The 22991-nt window shown below is 62.7% G+C and carries 21 protein-coding genes; 10 read left to right on the plus strand and 11 right to left on the minus strand.

Annotated elements, in window-relative coordinates; genetic code table 11:
* Window positions 1-159: 159 nt before the first annotated feature.
* From QWJ46_RS07465 to QWJ46_RS07475, 3 genes are all read right to left on the minus strand, one after another.
* Window positions 160-711 (minus strand): GNAT family N-acetyltransferase, encoded by a 552-nt coding sequence (locus tag QWJ46_RS07465; protein WP_302750182.1) that lies wholly within the window; start codon window positions 709-711, stop codon window positions 160-162.
* Window positions 712-787: 76 nt separating this feature from the next.
* On the minus strand, window positions 788-1456 hold the full coding sequence (locus QWJ46_RS07470; protein ID WP_302750183.1) for a hemolysin III family protein: 669 nt from the start codon (window positions 1454-1456) through the stop codon (window positions 788-790).
* 158 nt (window positions 1457-1614) lie between these two features.
* Window positions 1615-2034 carry a universal stress protein gene (locus QWJ46_RS07475; RefSeq protein WP_302750184.1) on the minus strand — a complete coding sequence of 140 codons (420 nt, stop codon included), beginning with the start codon at window positions 2032-2034 and terminating at the stop codon, window positions 1615-1617.
* A gap of 279 nt (window positions 2035-2313) precedes the next feature.
* Here QWJ46_RS07475 and QWJ46_RS07480 point away from each other — a divergent pair, with 279 nt between their 5' ends.
* On the plus strand, window positions 2314-3174 hold the full coding sequence (locus QWJ46_RS07480) for a VOC family protein (protein WP_302750185.1): 861 nt from the start codon (window positions 2314-2316) through the stop codon (window positions 3172-3174).
* A gap of 7 nt (window positions 3175-3181) precedes the next feature.
* On the opposite strand, the gene QWJ46_RS07485 is transcribed toward QWJ46_RS07480, so the two are convergent.
* Window positions 3182-3565 (minus strand): hypothetical protein, encoded by a 384-nt coding sequence (locus QWJ46_RS07485; protein WP_302750186.1) that lies wholly within the window; start codon window positions 3563-3565, stop codon window positions 3182-3184.
* A gap of 214 nt (window positions 3566-3779) precedes the next feature.
* Here QWJ46_RS07485 and QWJ46_RS07490 point away from each other — a divergent pair, with 214 nt between their 5' ends.
* Complete coding sequence (locus tag QWJ46_RS07490) at window positions 3780-4946, plus strand: AI-2E family transporter (RefSeq protein WP_302750187.1); 1167 nt, start codon at window positions 3780-3782, stop codon at window positions 4944-4946.
* An 18-nt stretch (window positions 4947-4964) separates the two neighbouring features.
* The gene (locus tag QWJ46_RS07495) at window positions 4965-6257 is read left to right on the plus strand and encodes an FAD-binding oxidoreductase (RefSeq protein ID WP_302750188.1); all 1293 of its coding nucleotides are present in this window, start codon (window positions 4965-4967) and stop codon (window positions 6255-6257) included.
* A 230-nt stretch (window positions 6258-6487) separates the two neighbouring features.
* Here the strand turns inward: QWJ46_RS07495 and QWJ46_RS07500 are convergent, their stop codons facing one another.
* Window positions 6488-7285 (minus strand): polysaccharide deacetylase family protein, encoded by a 798-nt coding sequence (locus QWJ46_RS07500; RefSeq protein ID WP_302750189.1) that lies wholly within the window; start codon window positions 7283-7285, stop codon window positions 6488-6490.
* Window positions 7286-7383: 98 nt separating this feature from the next.
* The gene (locus tag QWJ46_RS07505) at window positions 7384-7773 is read right to left on the minus strand and encodes a DUF930 domain-containing protein (RefSeq protein ID WP_085777460.1); all 390 of its coding nucleotides are present in this window, start codon (window positions 7771-7773) and stop codon (window positions 7384-7386) included.
* A gap of 243 nt (window positions 7774-8016) precedes the next feature.
* On the opposite strand from QWJ46_RS07505, the gene QWJ46_RS07510 reads away from it, so the two are divergent.
* The gene (locus QWJ46_RS07510; RefSeq protein WP_302750190.1) at window positions 8017-10125 is read left to right on the plus strand and encodes a S9 family peptidase; all 2109 of its coding nucleotides are present in this window, start codon (window positions 8017-8019) and stop codon (window positions 10123-10125) included.
* A gap of 36 nt (window positions 10126-10161) precedes the next feature.
* The gene (locus QWJ46_RS07515; RefSeq protein ID WP_302750191.1) at window positions 10162-10686 is read left to right on the plus strand and encodes a DUF1697 domain-containing protein; all 525 of its coding nucleotides are present in this window, start codon (window positions 10162-10164) and stop codon (window positions 10684-10686) included.
* An 85-nt stretch (window positions 10687-10771) separates the two neighbouring features.
* Here the strand turns inward: QWJ46_RS07515 and QWJ46_RS07520 are convergent, their stop codons facing one another.
* Window positions 10772-12217, minus strand: coding sequence for an MFS transporter (locus QWJ46_RS07520; RefSeq protein WP_302750192.1), 1446 nt, complete (start codon window positions 12215-12217; stop codon window positions 10772-10774).
* Between the two features lie 260 nt (window positions 12218-12477).
* Between QWJ46_RS07520 and QWJ46_RS07525 the strand changes: the two genes are divergently transcribed.
* Window positions 12478-13980, plus strand: a complete 1503-nt coding sequence (locus QWJ46_RS07525) for a YdiU family protein (RefSeq protein WP_302750193.1) — start codon at window positions 12478-12480, stop codon at window positions 13978-13980.
* A 142-nt stretch (window positions 13981-14122) separates the two neighbouring features.
* A complete protein-coding gene (locus tag QWJ46_RS07530) occupies window positions 14123-16462 on the plus strand; it encodes a glucose/quinate/shikimate family membrane-bound PQQ-dependent dehydrogenase (RefSeq protein ID WP_302750194.1) in 2340 nt (779 codons plus the stop codon).
* Between the two features lie 160 nt (window positions 16463-16622).
* Here the strand turns inward: QWJ46_RS07530 and QWJ46_RS07535 are convergent, their stop codons facing one another.
* Window positions 16623-18707 (minus strand): BTAD domain-containing putative transcriptional regulator, encoded by a 2085-nt coding sequence (locus QWJ46_RS07535; protein WP_302750196.1) that lies wholly within the window; start codon window positions 18705-18707, stop codon window positions 16623-16625.
* A gap of 174 nt (window positions 18708-18881) precedes the next feature.
* Between QWJ46_RS07535 and QWJ46_RS07540 the strand changes: the two genes are divergently transcribed.
* Entirely contained in the window at window positions 18882-19121 is a 240-nt protein-coding gene (locus QWJ46_RS07540; protein ID WP_302750197.1) for a DUF1127 domain-containing protein, read from the plus strand.
* Window positions 19122-19149: 28 nt separating this feature from the next.
* Here QWJ46_RS07540 and bla read toward each other — a convergent pair whose 3' ends face one another.
* From bla to dmeR, 3 genes are all read right to left on the minus strand, one after another.
* A complete protein-coding gene (gene bla / locus QWJ46_RS07545) occupies window positions 19150-20055 on the minus strand; it encodes a class A beta-lactamase (protein WP_302750199.1) in 906 nt (301 codons plus the stop codon).
* A gap of 150 nt (window positions 20056-20205) precedes the next feature.
* Window positions 20206-21213 carry a CDF family Co(II)/Ni(II) efflux transporter DmeF gene (gene dmeF, locus QWJ46_RS07550; RefSeq protein ID WP_302750201.1) on the minus strand — a complete coding sequence of 336 codons (1008 nt, stop codon included), beginning with the start codon at window positions 21211-21213 and terminating at the stop codon, window positions 20206-20208.
* A gap of 19 nt (window positions 21214-21232) precedes the next feature.
* On the minus strand, window positions 21233-21505 hold the full coding sequence (gene dmeR / locus QWJ46_RS07555; RefSeq protein WP_097599864.1) for a Ni(II)/Co(II)-sensing transcriptional repressor DmeR: 273 nt from the start codon (window positions 21503-21505) through the stop codon (window positions 21233-21235).
* 277 nt (window positions 21506-21782) lie between these two features.
* Between dmeR and QWJ46_RS07560 the strand changes: the two genes are divergently transcribed.
* Together QWJ46_RS07560 and QWJ46_RS07565 are read left to right on the plus strand one after the other, a co-directional pair.
* Complete coding sequence (locus QWJ46_RS07560) at window positions 21783-22277, plus strand: GNAT family N-acetyltransferase (RefSeq protein WP_221113218.1); 495 nt, start codon at window positions 21783-21785, stop codon at window positions 22275-22277.
* Between the two features lie 41 nt (window positions 22278-22318).
* Window positions 22319-22948 carry a glutathione S-transferase family protein gene (locus QWJ46_RS07565; RefSeq protein ID WP_302750203.1) on the plus strand — a complete coding sequence of 210 codons (630 nt, stop codon included), beginning with the start codon at window positions 22319-22321 and terminating at the stop codon, window positions 22946-22948.
* The last annotated feature ends 43 nt before the right edge of the window (window positions 22949-22991 follow it).

The following is a 22991-nucleotide window of genomic DNA, read 5'->3' on the forward strand; positions in this document are numbered from 1 at the left end:
CATGACGCTTATCACGCCGCCTCTCGCGAAGCAGGCGGCCTCTCTTTTCTACACAGCTCAGAATACAATAAAAAGATAGCGACCGCTCCGGCAATGATTTGCCGGTTCACTCCGTGCGGCGAGCGCTCATCCTCCGTCGGCCTTGCCCGAGCAGGCAGGTCAATCGGCCCCGCCGGGCAGGCGAAGCTCCATGCAGGTGAGGTCCAGCCAACGGCCGAACTTGGTGCCGACCTCGGAAAATCTGCCGGCGATGCGGAAGCCGAGCTTCTCGTGCAACCGTATCGAGGCGGTGTTCTCGGCCTCGATGCCGGCGATCATCACATGGATATTGGCGGCCGCCGCACGCGCGATCAATTCGCGCATCAGGGCCTCGCCGATGCCGCCGCCGCGATGATCCTTGTCGACATAGACGGAATGTTCGACCGTGTGGCGATAGCCCTCGAAGGGGCGCCAGTCGCCATAGGAGGCATAGCCCGCCACCTTGCCCGACTTCTCGGCGACGATGACTGGAAAGCCGCGGTCCTTGCGCGCGCTCAGCCATTCCCGTCGATTTTCGAGATTGACGAGCGTTTCGTTCCAGATCGCCGTCGTGTGCTCGACGGCGTGATTGTAGATATCCCGGATGGCGGGAAGATCGGCTTCGGTGGCGTCGCGGAGAAGAACGGCGTCTGTCATGGTGGCCCGGTTCGGATTGACTGCGCGGGTTGGCATACGCTGCGGTTCAAAAGATGTAAACGGCCGATACAGCGGAGAAAGGCCTCCGGGACGGGCTCGGGCAGGCCGCAGCTCAGAACTCTGGCATCGGCAGGCTGAAGCAGGTGAAGACGGCGGAATAATGCACGGCCGCGGCGATGACGACGAAACCGTGCCAGATGGCGTTCTGGAAGCGCAGTTTCTCCCAGACATGGAAGATGACGCCGAGCGAGTAGAGGACGCCGCCGATGACGATCAGCAGCATCGAAGCGGAGGGAATGCGCGCGGCGACAGGCCCCGCCACCAGCACGCCGCTCCAGCCCATGGCGAGGTAAAGCAGGATGGCGAGACGGTCGTAGCGCCCTGGAAAGGCGCATTTTAGGACGATGCCGACGGCAGCGAACAGCCATATCGCCACCAGCATGAAGGAGAGCAGCGGATCGTCGGCGCCGCGTTCTAGGAACGGCGTATAGGTGGCGGCGATCAGGATGAAGATCGCCGAATGATCGAAGCGGCGCAGGAACCATTTGGTGCGCGAGACCGGCCAGATATTGTAGGAAAAAGAGACGGCAAGCGTCGCCACCAGTCCGACGCCATAGATCCAGGCGGCGGCGAGCGCGCCATTGGAGCTCCAGACTGTGGCGTAGAAGATCAGAACCGTGGCGCCGATCAGCGCCAGCACGAGACCGACGCCATGGACGATGCCGTCGGCGATCAGCTCATATCTATCGTAAGCCCAGCGAATGCCGTTGAACTCGGCCATGCACGCCAACCCGTTTCGTACCCGATCGCGATGGTCGCACCGAACGCGCGGGGGCGCAACTGCGGCGCAGCGCGCGGGCGGTAAATCTTCGTGACAGACCGCACCAAGCCTGCCCCTCGGCCGCGCGTAAGATCACTCGAAAATGGAGCGGCGCAGATTCAGATTTTCTGCCGCTCGACCAGCACGGAGCACTTGGCGTGCCGCACGACGCGGTCGGCCGTGGCGCCGATAAAGTAGTTCGAAAAGTCCGGAATATGCGAGGCGAGGATGATGAGGTCGGCGCCGTGGCTTTCGGCGGCCGCGATGATGGCCTTGGCCGGCGGGCCGTTGCGGATGTCGATCGTTGCTGCGACCCCGGTTGCGGCGACCAGCGCTTCCAGCTTGGCGCGCCCGTCCTTCATGGCGTCATCGAGCATATTGGCCGGCAGTTCGATCGCGACATAGGTCGGTACATCCTCGACGACGTTGAGCGCGACGATCTGGCCGCCCGCGTCGAGCAGCGAGGCGGCCTTGCGGAGAATGTTCTCTCCCCTGTCGAGGCTGCCGAGCGCGATCGCCACGATGATTTTTCTGTACATGGCTTCCCTCCATGACTGAGATGCATAAGCTTGCTCAGATGAAGATATGGGCGCATTGACTGCGATCAAGCCGGTGCAGGTCATCGTCAACATCTGCTCAACGCTTCATCCTCAAAAACAAGCCTTCTGTGAACAATCGAGATGGGCCATATAGAGATCTAGTACGGCGCCGAGGAGACCAGGCGCATGAACCGGCGACACTTCCTCGGATTTGTTACAGGCGGCATGGTTGCCGCCACCGCCGGTACGCCTTCAACTGCAGAGGCAGGAGATCCATTGATGACGACAGAAACATCCTATGCGCTGACGCGGCCTGCCTATATCGACCAGTCGCATCTCGTCGTTACCGACCTCGGCCTCGTTTCCGGCTTCTATCAGTCGATGCTCGGCCTGAAGGTCATCGAGAAGACGACGAGCGGCGAAGTACTGGGGGTCGGGGGGCATCCGCTGTTGACGCTGACGACGGCAAAGGACGCGGCAGTCGCGCCACGGAATGCCGCAGGCCTTTTCCACACAGCCTTCCTGATGCCCGACCGCACGGAACTGGCACGCTGGCTGCGGCACGCCGCCCACAACAACGTTGTACTCGACGGCGCCTCGGACCATCTCGTCAGCGAGGCGATCTATCTTTCCGACCCCGAGGGCAACGGCATCGAAATCTATGCCGACCGGCCGCACGAGCAATGGAAATTCCACCAGGACGGCATGGTCGAAATGGCCACGCAGCGCCTTGACCTGCAGGCACTCTATAACAGCGCATCGGAGGATCGCTGGGACGGCATGGCTGAGGGAACGGCGATCGGCCATCTGCACCTGCAGGTGGGCGATATCCCGCAGGCCGACGCCTTCTACCGGGACGTGCTCGGCCTCAAGCTGATGGCCCGTTATCCCGGCGCGAGCTTCTTTGCAACCGGCGGCTATCATCACCATCTTGCGGCCAACATCTGGAACAGCCGGGGTGCCACTGCTCGCGCCGACAATATGACCGGGCTGTCGGACTACCGGATCCGTTTAAACGACAAGGCGACGCTCGACGCGGCGGTCTCCAAGTTCGACGCGCTAGAGATCAACAGCGAGAAGCGCGACGGCGGCGTCTTCCTCAAGGATCCTTGGGGCATCGGCCTGACGCTTTCGGCCTGAACCTGCACTATTGGACCTTCTCGGTTCCTGAGGGCGTCGTCACCTGCGTCGGTCCGCCGCCGTTTCCGCTCGGCGTTGGCGACCGGTCTGTCGCTTCGGGCGGCCGTGCAGGGCCGGAGGCCGGGTCGTTGTTGAAGGCACCGGGACCGGAGGGCTGCGTGTTGATCGGATCCGGCTTGGTCGAAGCCGTCGCCGTCGGATCATTGTTGCTGGGATTGGGCCAGATCGCAACGCTCACGCCGGCAATGATGAGAACTGCCGCGCCCGCCATAAGAACGGTCCAAACCCACCAACGCCGCTGATCTGCGGCTTTCAGCCTACCCTCCTCCGCATAAGGGGGATTGGTCGAATAGGTCTCGGCGGTTTTCGTCTGATCGGGATCTGCAATCATGAGTACTCTCCTTCCGAAGTCGAACGCCAGCGACGGCGAGGTTGTTCCGGCGGCAGGATCAAATCGGCGCGCGGACCGATGAAAGGGCGGAAGCTTCAGCGCCCTTGCCCGCAGGCGGACCGATGTCTTTACGACAGCGCCATCGGCCGGCGGAACCGGAACTGCATCAGCGCGTTTTTGTGGCGAAGCAATCTGGCTTCGGGGACCTTACCGCATGGGCATCGCCAACGGCATCCGCAAACACGCAAAGAAGATCGCCATCGGCGAACGCCAAACCAGCGCCTGGGCTAAGTCGTTGCAAGAGACCGCGGAGGAACTGCCGTCCCCGCCGGTGCATCGGCTTGAGAAGGACGGGCTCGACATCAGCATGGCCTGGGCGATCATCGGCATCTTCGCCATCCTCGGCCTTGCCGCCGTCTATACGATGTCGCTGATCCTCATTCCGATCACTCTTGCCGTCGTCGTCGGCATGATCCTCGGCCTTGCCGCAGAAAATCTCAGCAAAATGGGTGTGCCGAGGCTTGCCAACGCTTTCCTTCTGTCAAGCAGCGTCGCTTTGGTCATCGTTCTGCTGGTCACTTCGCTTGCCGATCCGCTGACGACGCTTGCCAACGAAGCCCCGGCTTTCGTCGAGCGGACGATCAGCCGCATCATGCCTTACCTGGAGCGCATCGAATGGCTGCACATTACTCCGGCGACGTTCGAAAGCGGGCCGATGTCGATCGGCGCGCTGCTCGAAAATACCGGTAGCGTCCTGCATGTGGTGACAACAAGCCTCACGCCGGCGCTGATACAGGGGCTGATCTTCTTCGCTGCGCTGCTGCTCTTCCTCGCCAGCCGGGTCAATCTGCGCAAGACGATCATCATGACCTTCCGCACCCGCACGCAACGTCTGGCGGCAATCCGCGTCATCAATGCGGTCGAGCAGGTGCTCGGCTTCTATTTCGCCACAGCCTCGCTGATCTATGTCGGGCTTGGCGTCGTCATGACGATCATCGCCTATGCGAGCGGGTTGTCGTCACCTGCGCTCTGGGGCTTCTTCGCCTTCCTGTCGAGCTTCATTCCCTATCTCGGCATCACGCTGATGACGCTTTCCGTCGCCGTCGCCGGCATCATCACCTATGACGGCTTCTTCGTCGGCCTGGTGCCGGCGGCAGCCTTCTTCACCGTGCATCTCGTCATGGAGAACCTGATCTTCCCGGCGGTGATGGGACGGCGACTGGAAATCAATCCCTTTATCGTCTTCCTCGCCATCCTGTTCTGGACCTGGATGTGGGGCGCCGTCGGCGCCATGCTGGCGCTGCCGCTGTCGTTGATCGTCATGACCATCATCGAGGAATTGCTGATCGAGGAAAAACCGCAGCCGCAATTGCCGAAGTGATCAAGCGAGGAGACATAAGTGGCGTCCGATCTCGATCTCGACGAATCCGATCATGACCAGATGGTCAGCGGCCGTTCGCTCTGGGGGAAGAATGCCATACGTCCGCAATGGCGGCCGATGGCGCAGAGCTTTTCGACCGATGTCGCGGTGATCGGCGGCGGCATCACCGGCGCGCTGATCGCAGATCATCTGACGGCGCGCGGCTTTTCCGTTGCTATCATCGACCGGGAGGAGCCAGGCTTCGGCAGCACAGCCGCCAGCACCGCGATGCTGCAATGGGAAATCGACAGCACGCTCACGGATCTCGAGACCTATTACGGCTTCGAACGAGCGGCCGGTATCTATCGCCGCAGCGCCGCCGCCGTCGCCGGTCTTTCGAAGCTGATCGCAGCGAACGGAATCGCCTGCGGCTTCCGGCCGCGCAACACGCTTTATCTCGCCTGCAACCTCGAAGGCGCCCGCGACCTCAGGGAAGAGCGCCAGCTTCGCCGGCGGGCGGGGCTACCCGGCGTCTATCTCGAACATCCCGATCTCTTCACGCAATTCGAGCTCGATCGGGATGGGGCGATCTATTCGCCGGGTTCGGCGGAAGCCGATCCGCTGCTGCTCACCTGGGCGCTGATCGCGATGGCCGTCCGGCGCGGGGCGCAACTGGTCAGCGCTTCCGTGACCGCGCTGCACAGCGAGGGCGATTGCGTCACGGCGGAGACGGATGGCGCCCATGTCATCGAAGCGCGGCATGCCGTGCTGGCGACCGGCTATTCAATGCCGGGTTTCGACATGCCAAAGCTGCATCGGACGCGTTCGAGCTGGGCCTTCGCCACCGTGCCGCAGGATCCCGCCACCTTCTGGCGCGACCGGGCTTTGATCTGGGAGGACAATCATCCCTATCTCTACATGCGCACGACCGCGGACAATCGCATCGTCGCCGGCGGCGAGGACGACGGTACGACAGATGCCGCGGCGCGGGATCGAAAGCTGCCGGCCAAGATCAGCGCTGTCCAGGAGAAGATGAGGCGGTTATGGCCGAGAGCGGATACCCGCATCGCCCATGCCTGGGGCGGAACCTTCGGCGAAACGGCCGACGGCCTGCCGCTGATCGGCCCGGCGCCCGGGATGCCGCATGTCTTCGCCGCCCACGGTTATGGCGGCAACGGCATCACCTTCTCCTATCTTGCCGCCCAGATGATCGGGGCGATGATTGCGGGGATCTACCGCGACTGGTTCGAGGACTTTGCGCTCGACCGGGAAGGACCGGGGATACGGCGGTTTGGCGAGGATAGGCTGGGGACTGGGAGTGAACTGCGGTAGAGGCTTGGTACTGACTGTCGCGCCGTGCCAGCCCCCTCTGCCCTGCCGGGCATCTCCCCCACAGGTGGGGAGATCACAAGTGGCCCAAACTTCGCACCCGTCCACCGTTCAGCGGACTGCAACGCTAGTTGTTTGGGGAAGCCGTTGCGCCCAGCCAATCTCCCTCCTTGTGGGGGAGAGGCCCGGCAGGGCAGAGGGGCGTGCCACACGGCGCGCCTTCAGCCGTAGATCTAATCCGTCGTCTTATCGTCGCCGGTATCCTGGACGTCCTCCAGACGAACGAACTCGGTGCCTTTGGCCTTGAGATAGACCAGCGCCTTTGCCACTCCCTCGCCGGCCGCATGGGTGGGCTGATTGATGTGGGAGATGACGACGTCGCCGTCCTTGGCGGAGGCGATGCGTTTTTCGGTGACAACGGCGCCGAGCAGCGAGCCACCGTCGCCGTTTACCGAGTAGCCGGCGATGCGATAGCCCATGGCGCGAATCTCGCCGATGGCGGAAAGATCGTATTTGGCCGTGGAGCCGCGGAACCAGTGCGGTGCGGGAATGCCGGCCGCGATCATGGCGGCGGCGCCGCCTTCGACTTCCTGCCGCACCGCCTGCGGCGAGCCGGCCGAGGCGATGCCATAGACGAGCGTCGGCGTATCGACGGCCGGAATATGGTTCTCGCCATGGTTTTCGAGCTCGAAGAGATCCGGATTTTGCAGGAAGACGGCAAGGGCTTGCGGGTTGCGCTTCAGCCAGCGGGCGGTGACGAAGATCGTTGCCGGAATGCGCTCGCGCACGAGGGTCGAAAGGATGCGTTCGTCCGCCTGCCCCATGCAGGCGTCGAAGGTGAGCGCGACGCGGGCATGGCCCGGTATGTTGGAACGGGCGATATGCAGATGCGGCTCGACGAGCTTGACCGACGGCGCCTTGGCCGGACCAATTGCGATCGGGGCCGAAGCGATTGGTGGCGGCATTTCGTCCGCCAATGCAGCGGAGACGGAGGCGAGAAGCAAGGCCGATGTGAGCAGGATGCGGTTCATGTCATGGACTTTACGATTCGAGCGCCGCGACTCTAGCCGCTCGCCTTGCCAGACGCCATGTGGCCGGATGTCACCGCAGCCGCCGGCGGGAGACCGCATCAATCGTAGAGATAGTACTTGTCCCACTTCTCGCGCGGCACCTTCTCACCGATCTGGTAGTCGAGCTGGCGCACGTTGATATGCTGCGGGCCGGTGATGCAATTGTAGGAAAGATGATACCAGTCGCCCTTGCTGCGGAAGACCGCGCCCGGCGCCTGCAGCGAATTGTCGCCGGCGATCGGGTCCTTGAAGGTATAGGCGATCACCTTGTCGGGCTTGAAGCCGGTGCTGTCCTTGTTGATGCGGCTCATCGCTTCCGTGTCGCAGCTCTGTTCGAGGCGGGTGGAGGGATCGAGTTTTTCCAGCTGCTTCTTGATAGCCGGGTCGACGGCAAAGGCGGGGGCAGCCAAGCCGGCCAGGGATACAAACAGGAGCAGACGTTTCGGCATTGCGGAGGAAATCCCTTACTGTTGTACAGTCTTCATCCTGCCGCCGGCGGCTTGCCGGGGGCTGGGCACGTGCAAAATTCGCTCTGCGATAGCGGACCTCCTTAAACATTGTGGTGACATCAAGGCACGGCGGGCGGTGCCGTCTCCTCGACTGTGGACGGTCACCTGCACCCTTGGCGCTTGATCCGGCGGCTGCGCGCCTCTATCTCTTGCCAACCCGACATTCCCACCGGAGCCAATTCCTTGTCCGTTTTCAAGAGCCTGCCGACACCGCCCGCCGCACCGAAAAAGCCCCTCTCCGATACGCGTCATGGCATTACCCGCACGGATGACTACGCCTGGCTGCGCGCCGATAACTGGCAGGCGATGTTCAAGGATCCGTCGATCCTCGACCCCGAGATCCGCCGGCATCTCGAAGCCGAAAACGCCTATATGAACGCAGCGATGGAAGACACCAAGCCGCTGCAGAAAGCGCTGTTTTCTGAAATGCGCGGCCGCATCAAGGAAGACGACAGCTCGGTACCGATGAAGGATGGCGCCTATGCCTACGGCACTTTCTTTGTGACCGGAGGCGAACAGCCGCGCTATTTCCGCATTCCCCGCGACGGCGACGTCGCCGACGAGGCGATCCGCACCGTGCTGCTCGACGGCGACAAGGAGGCATCAGGCAAGGCCTATTTCCGGCTCGCCGGCCTCGACCATTCGAGCGACCACAGCCGCGGCATCTGGGGCTATGACGACAAGGGATCGGAGTTCTTCACGCTGAAGGTGCGCGATCTCGCGACCGGTGAAGATCTTGCGGACCGGATCGAGAATACCGGCGGCGGCGGCGTCTGGGCGCCCGACGGCAAGAGCTTTTTCTATTCGGCGCTCGACGAGAACCACAGGCCCTCGAAGGTGTTCCACCATATTGTCGGCCGGCCGCAGTCGGAAGACCGGCTGGTCTATGAGGAAGCCGATGCCGGCTTCTTCATGGGCGTCGGCGGCTCGCTGCTCGACGACTTCATCTATATCGACATTCACGACCACGAGACCAGCGAATACCGGCTGCTGTCGACCAAGGATCTGACGGCCGAGCCGAAGCTGGTGGCGGCGCGCGAGGAAGGCATCGAATATTCGCTGACCGAGGGCGGCGACGTCTTCTACATCCTGACCAACGACGGCGGCGCCAAGGATTTCAAGATCATGGAAGCGCCGGTCAACAATCCGGTCAAAGAGAACTGGCGCGGAGTCGTCGCCCACAAGCCAGGCACGTTGATCATCAGCCATATGGCCTATGCCCGCCATCTTCTGTGGCTGGAACGCAAAGACGGCCTGCCACAGATCATGATCCGCGACCGAGCGACCGGCGAGGAACATGCGATCGCCTTTGCCGAAGAAGCCTATTCACTGGGGCTTTCGGGCGCGGCGGAATACGATACGGATGTCATCCGCTTCTCCTATTCCTCGATGACGACGCCGTCGCAGCTCTACGACTACAATATGGTGACGCGCGAGCGCACATTGTTGAAGACGCAAGAGGTTCCCTCCGGCCACAATCCCGACGACTACGTCACCCGCCGCGTCTTCGCCCCGGCATGGGACGGGGAGACGGTGCCGGTCACGCTGCTCTATCGTAGGGATACGCCGCTCGACGGCTCAGCACCCTGCCTGCTTTACGGCTACGGCGCCTACGGCATCACCATTCCGGCCGGCTTCAACACCAACTGCCTGTCGCTCGCCGACCGCGGCTTCGTCTATGCCATCGCCCATATCCGTGGCGGCAAGGACAAGGGCTTTGCCTGGTACGAAGACGGCAAGATGGACAAGAAGACGAACACCTTCAAGGACTTCGTCGCCGCGGCCGACTATCTGAATCAACAGAAGTTCACCTCTTACGCGAAGATCATCGCCGAAGGCGGCTCGGCCGGCGGCATGCTGATGGGCGCGGTTGCCAACATGGCGCCGGAGAAGTTCGCCGGCATCATCGCGGCCGTTCCCTTCGTCGACGTGCTCAACACCATGCTTGACGACACCCTGCCGCTGACGCCGCCGGAATGGCCGGAATGGGGCAACCCGATCGACAGCAAGGAGGAATACGAGCAGATCGCCGCCTATTCGCCCTATGACAATGTCGATGCCAAGGCCTACCCGCCGATCCTGGCGCTCGGCGGCCTAACCGATCCGCGGGTCACCTATTGGGAACCGGCCAAATGGGTGGCGAAACTGCGCGACAAGACAACAGGCGAAGCGCCGATCCTGCTGAAGACCAATATGGACGCCGGCCATGGTGGGGCGTCGGGACGGTTCCAGCGGCTGGAGGAGATTGCGTTCGAGTATGCATTTGCGATCAAGGTGGCTGGGAAGATGTGAGGTGGCGGCGACGGCACAAGATCGAGCGAGAGAGAAATGCCAGTCTACATCGCCCTCCTCCGCGCGATAAACGTCGGCGGCACCGGCTCGCTGCCGATGGCTGAACTCAAGGTGATCTGCGAAGGCCTCGGCTTTACCGACGTGAAAACCTACATCCAGAGCGGCAATGTGCTTTTCCGCTCTGACGAGACTGAGAAGGCGGTCGCGGAAAAACTCGACGCCGCGCTCGGACAAAAGATGGGCAAGCGGCCGGGCGTGATGGTGCGCAGCCGGAAAGAGCTCGAGGCGATTGCCGCCAACGCGCCCTTTGTCGATGCCAAGCCGAATTTCCTGCTCGTCACCTTCCTGCCCGAAAAGGCGTCCGGCGATGCGCTCGATAAAATGGTGGCGCCCAATGGCGAGGAGGCGAAGCTCGCCGGCCGGGAGATCTACGTGTACTACCCCAACGGGTCCGGCCGCTCGAAGCTGAAGCTGCCTGCGCTTAAATCAGGCACCTCGCGCAATCTCAATACCGTGCGCAAGCTTGCGGAAATGGCCGCTGACATGGAGGACAAGATCTGAGAACAAGGATTAAGAACGGCTGCGTCGCGCAGAATTTGATTCAGGCGAAGCGCCTCAAGTGCTTGTTTTCATGGCGCCGCTTTTCTCAAGAAGCATCTTTGGCCCGCTTGGCCTTATAGCCGCTGATCTCCTCGCCAGCGGTCGGCGAAAAACGCAGGTTCCAGACGGTTGCTGTGATCGAGATGATGGTGACGACGATGAAGGCGGTGGAGAAATCGCCGAGATCAGGCGTTTCGCTGCCTGAGAAGGCCATGGAGCCGTGCAGCGCCAAGGCCCCGATGCAGATGCCGAGCGACAGCATCAGCTGCTGGAAAGTGGTGTAGAAGCTGGTGGCCGAGCTCATCCGCTCCTTTTCGATCTCGTCATAGGCAATGGTGTTGTAGGCGGTGAACTGGAAGGACAGGAAGAAGGCGCTGAGCACCAGGACGACGAAGATCAGCGGCATCGGCCAGTCCGGCCGAAAGGCGGCGCAGAGGGCATAACCGGCCGTGCCAAGGATGCCGTTGAGGACGAGGCTTCGGCGGAAGCCGAGCCGGCTGAAGACGAACCGCGCCATCGGCTTCATTGCGAGAGCGCCGAGCGCGGTTGATATGACGATCTGGCCGGCTGCGGCGGCCGACAGCCCGAAGCCGATCTGGAACAGCAGCGGCAGCAGGAAAGGCTGCGCGCCCTGGGTGATGCGGGTCAGCGAACCGGCGATGACTGATGTGCCGAAACTCGGCACCTTCATTAGCGAAAAATCCATGATCGGCGACGGATGCCTGCGGGCATGCCTCAAATAGGCAATGCCGAAGATGAGGCCGACTGATATCAGGAAGATCGAAAAGGCGCCCTCGCCCTCATGGCTCGACATTTCGAAGCCGAAGAGCAGCGAGCCGAGCGAAATGCCAGAGAGGATGAAGCCGATCGTATCGAAGGGGCCGGCCGCCTTGCCCTTGACCTCGTCGATATAGATCGAGACGAAGATCATGCCGATAATGCCGATCGGCACGTTGATGTAGAAGATCCAGCGCCAGTCGAGATAGGTGACGATGAAGCCGCCGAGCGGCGGACCGACGATCGGGCCGATCAACGCCGGCACCAGTAGCCAGGACATGGCGCTGACCATATCCTTGCGGGCGACGCTGCGCATCAGCACCAGACGGCCGACCGGCATCATCATGGCGCCACCCATTCCCTGCAGCAGTCGCGCCAGCACCAGGAAGGGCAGCGTCGGGGCCAGCGCGCAGAGGACGGAGCCGATGACGAAGACGGCGATCGCCGCCCTGAACACTGTGCGCGAACCGAAGCTGTCGGCCATCCGGCCGCTCGCCGGAATAAAGATCGCCAGGCTGAGGAGATAGGAGGTCAATGAGATCGACATGGCCGGCGCGCTCACAGCGAAATCGCGCGCCATGGTGGGCAGCGCGGTCGCCAGCACGGTCGCGTCGATATTTTCCATCAGCATCGCACTTGCGACGATCATCGCGATCACCCGAAAATTGGGCGCGGCGCGCCGAACCATCGGCGCCTGATAAATCTGATCCGACATCGTCCGGAATCACTCACGGTGGCGCGGCGGAGCAGAGGAAGCAGCAAGGCCGCGGGGATGACATGGCACAAGGCCAAGGGGAGATGATCTGCTATACGCCCGAGATCATGGCGGGGCTATGGCCTTTCTGGCAAAGCAGCTTTGACGAGAGGTAAAAGCAGATCACGATTCCTTGCATCGGCATGATCTGCGTGACGGCCGACCGACCGGGCGCGCAAGACCGGCTTGCGCGCGGGCCACCCCGGCCCTACCTATGAACAATGACCTCGACCCCGCAGAAAATCCGGTCCGGTGCGGCCTTTCCGTTCGACAACAGCTATGTCGGCTTGCCCGAGCGCTTCTTTGCGCCGCAAACGCCGACGCCGGTGGCCGAGCCATGGCTGATCAAGCTCAATGAGCCGCTGGCCGCCGAGCTCGGGCTCGACGTCGAGGCACTGCGCCGCGACGGCGCGGCGATCTTTTCCGGCAATCTCGTTCCCGAAGGGGCCGAACCGCTGGCGATGGCCTATGCCGGGCACCAATTCGGCGGTTTCTCGCCGCAGCTCGGCGACGGGCGAGCGATCCTACTCGGCGAGGTGGTCGACCGCAGCGGCAAGCGCTTCGACATCCAGCTGAAGGGCGCGGGGCCGACGCCTTTTTCACGCCGCGGTGACGGGCGGGCGGCGATCGGGCCGGTACTCAGAGAATATATCATCAGCGAGGCGATGTTCGCGCTCGGCATTCCCGCCACACGGGCGCTGGCGGCGGTGACGACGGGCGAACCGGTCTATCGCGAAGAGGTACTGCCGGGCGCGGTCTTCACCCGGGTCGCGGCAAGCCATATCAGGGTCGGCACCTTCCAGTATTTCGCCGCAAGGGGCGACACAGACGGCGTGCGGGCGCTCGCCGATTATGTAGTCGACCGTCACTATCCCGAACTGAAGGCTGCCGAAGAACCCCATCTCTCGCTGTTTTCGGCAATCGCGGAGCGCCAGGCGGCGCTGATCGCCCGCTGGCTGCATGTCGGCTTCATCCATGGCGTGATGAATACGGATAACATGACGATATCTGGCGAGACGATCGACTTCGGCCCTTGCGCCTTCATGGATGTCTATAACCCGGCGACCGTCTTCTCGTCGATCGACCAGCATGGCCGTTATGCCTATGCCAACCAGCCGGCCATCGGCCAGTGGAATCTTGCGCGGCTCGGCGAGACGCTGCTGCCGTTGATCGACGCCGAGCCGGACAAGGCGGTCGACAAGGCGAATGTGGTGATCCGGGCCTATGGCGAACGGTTCCAGGCGCATTGGCTGACCGGCATGCGGGCAAAGATCGGCCTTGCCGGGCAAGAGGATGGCGATCTCGACCTCGTCCAGGCGCTGCTGTCGCTAATGCAGGCGCAGGGCGCCGATTTCACCCTGACCTTCCGGCGGCTCTCCGACCTTGCCGGTGATGACGGCGCAGAGCCTGCCTTTGCCGATAGCTTCCGGGAGCCGGAGGCCTGTCGCCCTTGGCTCATGCAGTGGCGCGAGAGATTGTCGCGCGATCCGCAGACAGCGGCCGAACGCGCCAGCGCCATGCGCCGCGTCAACCCAGCCTTCATTCCTCGCAATCACCGGGTCGAACAGGCGATCAAGGCTGCGGTCGAGCACGGCGATTTCTCGCTATTCGAAGCGCTGCTCACCGTGCTGTCGAAGCCCTACGAAGATCAGCCGGATTTCGCCGCCTACATGGAACCGCCGAAGCCGGAGGAACGGGTGCTGCAGACTTTCTGCGGGACGTAAGCGGCTTCAATACAACCGTATCGTGACATCCGGCTGCGGCAAATGCGGCCGTTGAATAGCATCTCCCTCGCTCTATCTGCCTGACCGGCGGTCCTTTTCCGCTGATCCCCCACCCCGGTTAACCCAAGCGGGAGACAGCCTTATGGCGCTCGTCATCACCTCCATCCTCTTCATCATCATTGGCCTGGCGCTCGGCGGCGGCGGGCTCTGGCTCGTCACGCTCGGCGGCAGCATCTTCTATCTGTTTGCCGGCCTGATGTTCCTCATCACCGCCGGACTGCTGCTGATGCGCAAACCGGTGGCGCTCTGGGTCTATGCGGTGCTTGTCGTCGCCGCACTCGCCTGGGCGATCTGGGAGGTGGGATTCGACTGGTGGCAGCTGGGGCCGCGCGGCGGCGTCATCATCCTGCTCGGCCTCTGGCTGCTGACGCCCTGGATCCGCCGGCCGCTCGGCTTTCGCAGCCCGACCGGCATCGTCTACGGCGCCAATCCCTGGCCGCTCGCCGTGCCCGTCATTCTCGCCATCCTTGTTGCCGTCTATTCGATGACGACGGACCCGCACGATCTGGCCGGCGATCTGCCGAAGGATGCGGTCGCCGCCAATCCCGCCTTCGGCGGCAGCGTGCCGGACGGCGAATGGCACCAGTATGGCCGCACGCCCTTCGGCCAGCGCTACTCGCCGCTCGACCAGATCAATGCCGAGAATGTCTCCACCCTGAAGGAAGCGTGGCGATATCAGACCGGCGACGTCAAGCGGCCGGAGGATATCAGCGAAACGACCTATCAGGTGACACCGCTCAAGGTGAAGGACACGCTTTATCTCTGCACGCCGCATAACTGGGCGATCGCACTCGACGCCAAGACCGGCAAGGAGAAATGGAAATACGACGCCAATTCGGGCATGAATCCCAACCGGCAGCACCAGACCTGCCGCGGCGTCACCTATTATGCCGATCCTGATGTCGCCGCCGGCCAGCCCTGCGCCGAGCGCGTCTACCTGCCGACCTCAGACGCCCGGCTGATCGCGCTCGATGCGGCCGACGGCAAGATCTGCACCAGCTTTGCCGATCAGGGCGTGCTGCATCTGGAAACCGGCATGCGCTTCAATCCGGCCGGCTATTATTATTCCACCTCGCCGCCGGTAGCGGTGGCCGGCAAGATCATCGTCGGCGGCGCGGTGAACGACAATTATTCCACCGAGGAGCAATCCGGCGTCATCCGCGCCTTCGACATCAAGAGCGGCGCGCTGATCTGGAACTGGGATTCCGGCAATCCTGATGTAACGACGCCGATCGCCGACGGCCAGACCTATACGACCAATTCACCAAACAGCTGGTCGGTCTTCAGCGTCGACGAGGCGCTCGGCATGGTCTACATCCCGCTCGGCAACCAGGTGCCCGATCAGATCGGTATCGGCCGCAGCGACAATGTCGAGAAATTCTCTTCCTCGATCGTCGCGCTCGACATCGGCAGCGGCCAACTGCGTTGGGTGCGCCAGACGGTACATCACGACCTCTGGGACATGGATGTGCCGGCGCAGCCGGCGCTCATCGACCTGACGAAGCCTGACGGCAGCGTGGTTCCCGCCCTCGTCGGCCCGACCAAACAGGGCGATCTCTATGTGCTCGACCGGCGCAACGGCGAGCCGATCATCCCGGTCAAGGAAATCCCGGCGCCCGGCGGCGCGGTCACCGGCGATCATACGGCGCCGACGCAGCCGATCTCAGACCTCACCTTCTCGCCCGAGCCGCTCAAGGAAAAAGACATGTGGGGCGTGTCGCTGTTCGACCAGCTCCTCTGCCGCATCGACTTTCATCGCTATCGCTACGAGGGCCGCTACACGCCGCCGTCGCTTAAAGGGACGATCGTCTATCCCGGCAATTTCGGCACCTTCAACTGGGGCTCGGTGGCGGTCGATCCGGAGCGGCAGATCATGTTCGGCATGCCGACCTATCTCGCCTTCACCTCGCGCCTGGTGCCGGCCGCCGAGATTCCGCCGCGAGGACAGGACGAGAAAGGCAGCGAACAGGGGCTCAACCGCAATGACGGCGCTCCCTACGGCGTGTTCATGGGTCCCTTCCTCGGGCCGATGCAGATCCCCTGCCAGGCGCCGCCATGGGGCTATGTCGCCGGCGTCGACCTGCGCACCGGCAAGATCGCCTATATGCACAAGAACGGCACCGTGCACGACATGACGCCGCTGCCGCTGCCCTTCAAGGTCGGCGTACCGGGCATCGGCGGCCCGATGCTGACCAAGGGCGGCGTCGCCTTCCTCGGTGCTGCGGTCGACAATTACCTGCGCGCGTACGACGTAACGAACGGACGCGAGCTCTGGCGGGCGCGGCTTCCGGCCGGCGGCCAGGCGACGCCGATGACCTATACGACCGACGACAACAAGCAATATGTCGTCATGGTCGCCGGCGGCCACGGCTCGGTCGGCACGAAGCCCGGTGATTATGTCATAGCCTATACGCTGCCTTGATGGGAGGCAGCGCCTTGAGCCGCATTCACAACCGATTGAGCGGAAGGAAATCACTGACCTGGAGTGAGACCCCTCCCCAACCCCTCCCCACAAGGGGGAGGGACTACTCTGCGGCGCCGTCGCATTTCATTTCTGACGGTGCAGCATGTGGCCGCGTATGTTAGCGCCAGACTCCCGCTGCGGGTTGCCCCTCCCCCTTGTGGGGAGGGGTTGGGGAGGGGTTTTCCGGGCGATCGGACTTACTCCGGCAACCCCGCATACGAAGGGCCTCTATATAGCGGTTTCGGTCATCCGGTCGCCGGAACGGTGGGAGAATGTCGGCGAGATTCGAAAGCCGAAGGGCCGGATCCAGCAGGCGCAGGCGCGCAATCGTTTCCCCTGCTTCCGCGCTCCGCCCGGCCATGGCTTGGCCGGCCGCCATCACGCGCATAGCGCTCGGGTAGTTCGGCTGGTGGCGCAGGGATTTTGCCGCCCAGGCGGCGGCATCGTCGTAGTTACCTGCACAGAAGTGAGCCAGTCCGGTGTTGAACTGCCAGGCAAACAGGCGCGGATCCAAGGGGCTCAGGCGCATGGCCAGCGCAGCGTGTTCGATGGCCTTGTCCGGCTCGCCCAGGCAGGCTCTCACCCAGCTGCTGACGCCTAGGGCGGCGCCCAGGTTCGGGTTGAGTAAGAGAGCGCGATCGATACAAGCCGCGCTGTCATCGAGGTCGCCGCCGACATAACCGAGCACATAGCCACCGTAGGAGAGCGCGACTGCATCGTCCCAGCCGAGTTCCACGGCTCTTCTCGCCAATCGGGTCGCTTCGGCAATATCGCTGGCGGGGTTGAGCATCCAGCCATTGCTCTTTCGGGTCGCGTAGCATCGCGCCGCCCGGGCGTGGGCGATAGCAAAATCCGGATCGCGCTCGATTGCCTTCATGAATAGCCGCAGAGCCTCGTCGACGACTGATCTGTTGGTCACCGTCCGATCGAAGGCCGCCAGCCCGCGGAGATAATAGTCATAGGCGTCGAGGCTCTCGGTCGGCTTGCGTTTAGCCCGCTCGATCTCCGCCTCTTCCACTTTCGGCGTTATTGCGCCGACAATGCTGGATGCGACCTGATCCTGTAGATCGAACAGGTTCGCCAAGTTTCCGTCAAAACGGTCTGCCCAGAGATGCGCGCCGGTCGAGGTGTCGATGAGTTGTCCGGCGATACGAAGCCGGTCGCCCGCACGGCGCACGCTTCCCTCGACCACATAGTCCACGTCCAGCTCGCGCCCGACCCGCTTTATGTCGACGGCCTGCCCCTTGTAGGTGAAGCTCGAATTGCGGGCGATGACATAGAGGTGACGGAACTGCGCAAGAGCGATGGTGATATCCTCCACGATGCCGTCGGCAAAATATTCCTGCTCCACATCGCCGCTCAAATTCTGAAACGGCAACACCGCAAGGGATGGCCGATCATGATGTTTCGTCGGAGCGGAGAAGACCTGCAGCTGCGGCTCGACTGCGGCCGCGGCCCGCCGATCACCGGATCGCTGCCGCGGTTGCAGCGAGGCAGCCAGGGACGACGTCTCCGCTTCGGGTTCGACATCCAGATGCTTCTTCAGGAGAGCTCGGCAGGTCTCGAACTGGCGCAAGGCCATGTTCTCGTGGCCGCGGAGAGTGTGGATCCGCATCAACGCCCTGTGAGCACCCTCCGCCGTCGGGTCAGAGGCGAGAAGCCTCTCGGCAAGCGCTTCACAGGGCGGTTCTTCCGCGGAGCCTGGTTCCAAGAGGGCAAGGCTCAAACGTTCCACGAGCTGCAGCGCCTTGCGCTGATATGTGCTTCGGTACGGTGCGAACCACTCAGCCAATTCATCCGGAATGGACTCGCCTTCAAGCAGATCGCCGCGGTAGAGATCCGCTGCGGAGGCGAGATCTGCGCTCGCCCCCGTCCCCAGCTTCCGGTCGAAGAGCGAAATGTCGGCTTGATCGGGATCGACGAAAAGCGCCACCGTCTCCTGATCCCCTTCGATAGAGACGGTGCCGTCACTGCTCGCCGGAAACGACCGCCTGATGTCGACCAGCGCCTGCCGCAAACTATTGCGGGCCTGCTCATTACCTCGTCCCGGCCAGAAGGCTTCGGACAGCACCTCCCTGCGGCAGCCGCGGCGGCCTGCCAACGCCAGGGCAGCAAACAGCAGCGACGTCTTGCGCGTGGCGAAGCGGACTGGCCGGCCTTCTCCGGAGATGACCTCGAGACCGCCTAGCAACCTGATGCGCATAGAAAGCCCCCAGACTTTGAACCGCCGCTCGCAGAATAGCATTTGGGAAGACGGATTTAACACCGATTTAGCGGCGGCTTGTCGAAGTTTTCTTCCCGGTTCACGCTCAGCCGAACAGGCCGAAAACGCTCGTATGGCAGATTTCCACCCGCACATCACAAGTGGAGATCGGAAATGGCTCATACGGAAACACAGCCTATCGTCAGCGCGCCGACAAACCAGGTGGCTGGCCCCATGAACATCATCGCAAACCTGATCGCTGGCCTGCAGGCGTGGCGACGGGCGGTCGTGAGCCGGCAACGACTGGCCGAGCTGACACCCGATCAACTGAGAGACATCGGTCATCCGGAGACCAATCGGCCCGTGCTCGAAATCAAAGCGGGCCTGATCACGAACTTGATGTCGATGCGGTAATCAATTGCTTCTGAAGCGATTTAACACATCACACCATCTCGGTGATCATCCTGCCGACTTCGGCAAAGATCGGGTTGAGATCCTTCATCGGCGCCGTCGCTTCGGCGATATAGACGGCAGCGACGATCGGCCCACGGTCCGGCGGCCAGATAACGGCGATGTCGCCGAGGGAGCCGTTCGGGCCGGTGCCGGTCTTGTCGCCGACCTTCCAATCGGCAGGCAGGCCGGCCCGCAGCCTTTCCTTACCCGTCGTGCTCGCCACCAGCCAGGCGATCAGCTTGTCGCAAGAGGGCCCGGTCAACACCGAGCCGAGCGTCAGATTGCCGAGCGTATCGAGCATCGCATCCGGTGCCGTGGTGTCGCGCGGATCGTCCTTGCGACCCTCGTTCAGTGTCGGTTCGGTGCGGTCGAGACGCGTGGTGCCGTCGCCGATCGAGCGCAGCCAGTCGGTCAGTGCCGGCGGGCCGCCGAAACTTTCGAGCAGCAGGTTGCCGGCGGTGTTGTCGCTGACCGTTACCGCCGCCTCGCAGAGTTCGGCGATCGTCATGCCGTCGGCACCGGCGTGTTTTTCACTGAGCGGCGAATAGTCGACGAGCTTGTCCCTGCCGTAGGTCACCCGGCGCTCGAGGCTCTCCTGCCCCTTGTCGACGCGGGCAAGGACGAAGCCTGCCGCCAGCGCCTTGAAGGTGCTGCACATCGGAAAAGCTTCGCTGCCGCGATAGCCGAAGGAAATGCTCGTCTGGGTGTCGAGCACCGAGACGCCGAGGCGTCCGCCGGTGCGCTTTTCCAGCGCGGCCAGGCGATGCTCGATATTGTCGTCGCCCTCCCCCGCAGTTTCCTGTGCATTGGCCGCAAGCGCCAGCGTGGACAGGCCCAAAGCAGGCAGGCAGAGTGCCGAGCCGATCAGCATGCGGCGAGTAAGGCTGGGATCCATGAATTCCTCCGACGATTCGGAGAATAGAGCTAAGGACCGATTGCGGCGGCATCTCGTCCCCGCTGCAACTTGTTGTCGGCCGCTGCAACCTTGTTGTCAGCCGCTGCACCCTTGTTGAGTAGCGGCGATTTCGTCCTCCGCCCGCAGCAATCAGGCGGCGCGCGTGACCTCGACCGTCACATGCGACAATTCTTCCAGCGCCGAAAGCCTGTCCTTGTAAAAGGCCGGATCGCGCGGCTGCGAGGTGACGACCGCGACGATTGCTGCATGATGGCCGGGGCCGACCTGCCAGACATGCAGGTCGGTGATCCGATCCTCCTCTGTCTCGATCGCCTGGCGGATTTCGCCCGGCAGGATCTCGCCTTCGGGCATGACATCGAGAAGGACGCCGCCCGACGATTTCAGCAGGCTCCAGGACCAATTGGCGATGACCAGGCCGCCGACGATGCCCATGATGGGATCGAGCCAGAGCCAACCATAGAGGCTGCCGAGGGTCAACGCCGCGATGGCGAGCACTGACGTGAGCGCATCGGCCATGACATGCAGATAGGCGGCGCGGATATTATTGTCGCCGGCCTCTGCGTGATGGTGGGCATGGTCGCCGTGACCGCCATGGCCGTGGTGGTGTGCGTGGTGCCCATGCGCGTGATGGCCATGCGCGTGCGCATGATGAGCATGCGCGGCATGACCGCCGCCGGCCAGCAGCCAGGCGCTGGCGAGATTGACGGCAAGGCCGATGACCGCAACGGCGATTGCCTGGGCAAAGCCGATCGGCACCGGATTGGAGAGGCGCAGCAGGCTCTCCCAGGCCATCAGCAGGGCGATCAGGGCAAGGACAATGGCGCTGGCGAAGCCGGCGAGATCGCCGAGCTTGCCGGTGCCGAAGGTGAAGCGCGGATTGCGCGCCTGCCGGCGGGCAAAGAGATAGGCGAGCGCGGAAATCAAAAGAGCGCTGGCATGGGTCGACATATGCCAGCCATCAGCGACGAGGGCCATGGAGCCGTAGACGGTGCCGGCGGCGATTTCCGCCACCATCATCACCGCCGTCAGCGCAATCACAAGCCAGATGCGCCGCTCGTTACGCAGATGATCGGCGCCGAGGAACACATGATCGTGTTCGAGGGCTTTCACTTCGACTTTCCCGATCCCGGCATTCATTCCCAGGGTCCTTCTCTCATCAGCGGATATAGGTTCTCAGCACTTCAGATATTTCTTCGACCGCCTCGGCCCGGGCTCTGTCGTCCTCGGCATTGAGCACGTGCTCGCGCAGGTGATCATCCAAAACCTCGCCGGTCAGCCCAGTCAGCGCGCCCCGAATGGAGGCGAGCAGTTGCAGGATTTCGCCGCAGGGGCGTTCAGCCTCGAGCGCCCGCTCGACCGCTTCCAGCTGCCCCTTCAGGCGGCTGACGCGGGCAATGAGCTTCTTCTTCTGCAGGGTGGTGTGAGACATCGCAGACCTTCAGGTAGCATAGGGGGGTATCCTATTTAGGTTCTCGGCTGGATTCAAGGCCTGAGATGTTTCAACGTCACGCGCTCACGCCATTGACAAATGCCGCGTTTGCGGCGATGGATGCTGCATGATCAAGAACGTGCACCAGAGCCGCTCGTATTTTTGGCTGTACCTGTAAAGGGCGGCCGGACAGATCATATTGTCAACAAGCCGCCGTCAGGCGGCTTTGTTGTATCGGCAGCGTCCTGACGGCAGATTATCAAAGGACGCGAAGACCATGACTGAAATCGAAGACAGCGAAATTTCACTGATGCGCCCATCGGTGGTGACGATCCGCGCCGCCAAGCCGCGCGACCTGCCCGAGCTCAACGAGATGATCGCGCTGCTTGCCGCCCATCATGGCGACGCGGCCGCGACGACGCCGGAGCAATTGGAGCGCGACCTGTTCGGCCCGCTGCCCTGGATCACCGCGCTTATTGCCGAAACCGGCGAAGGGCTGATCGGCTATGCGATTCTCGTGCCGCTCTACAGGGCGCAGGAAGGCAAACGCGGCATGGACCTGCACCATCTCTTCGTGCGCGACGGCCATCGCGGCCACGGCACCGGTCAGCTGCTCGTCGACCGCGCCCGCGAGACGGCGCGCAATGCCGGCTGCGGTTACCTCTCCGTCAGCGCCGCTACCGGCAATGTGCTGGCGCATCGTTTCTACGAGCAGATGGATTTCACCCCGCGGCCGGTGACCGGCATGCGTTACATGCAGTCGATCGCATAACCCGCCCCGCGAGTCTAAGTCTGTGTTGATGAGGAGATTTCATGCCTGACTTCAAACTCCATTGCTTCGCTCTCTCGGGGAACGCCTACAAGGTCGCCCTCTTCTTCGCCCTTGCCGGCATCGAGTGGGAGAGCATTTTCGTCGATTATCTCGGCGGTCAAACGCGAACCGAACAATGGCGCGAAACCATCAATGAACAGGGCGAGGCACCCGTGCTCGAACATGGGGAAACGAAGATCAGCCAATCGGGGGTTATCCTCGACTACTTGTCAGAGGTGACGGGGCAGTTCGGGGCGCAGTCAGCCGAAGAACGGCGCGAGATCATGCGTTGGATCCTTTTCGACAACCATAAATTCACGAGCTATTACGCGACGTTGCGGTTCATCTATGGCCTTCAGAAGAGCGGCGAGACGCCGGTCGTCGAGTTTTTGAGGCTGCGGGCAAAGGCTGCCTATGCAATTGTCGACGGCCACCTTGCCCACCGAGCCTTTATGATCGGCAACCGGCTGACAATCGCAGACCTCTCCTTGGCAGGCTACGTCTTCATGCCGGAGGAAACCGGGATCGATCACAGCGCCTATCCGGCGATCGCAGCCTGGAAAGACCGGATCAGCAGCATGCCAGGCTGGCGCCACCCCTATGATCTGATGCCGGGTCCCACCTCGCTTTGAACAATTTGAACAAGCGTCCTCGTCCGTCCGAATGGACGCACCG

It is taken from the genome of Rhizobium sp. CBN3, assembly GCF_030518245.1.
GTDB classification, from domain to species: domain Bacteria; phylum Pseudomonadota; class Alphaproteobacteria; order Rhizobiales; family Rhizobiaceae; genus Rhizobium; species Rhizobium aethiopicum_A.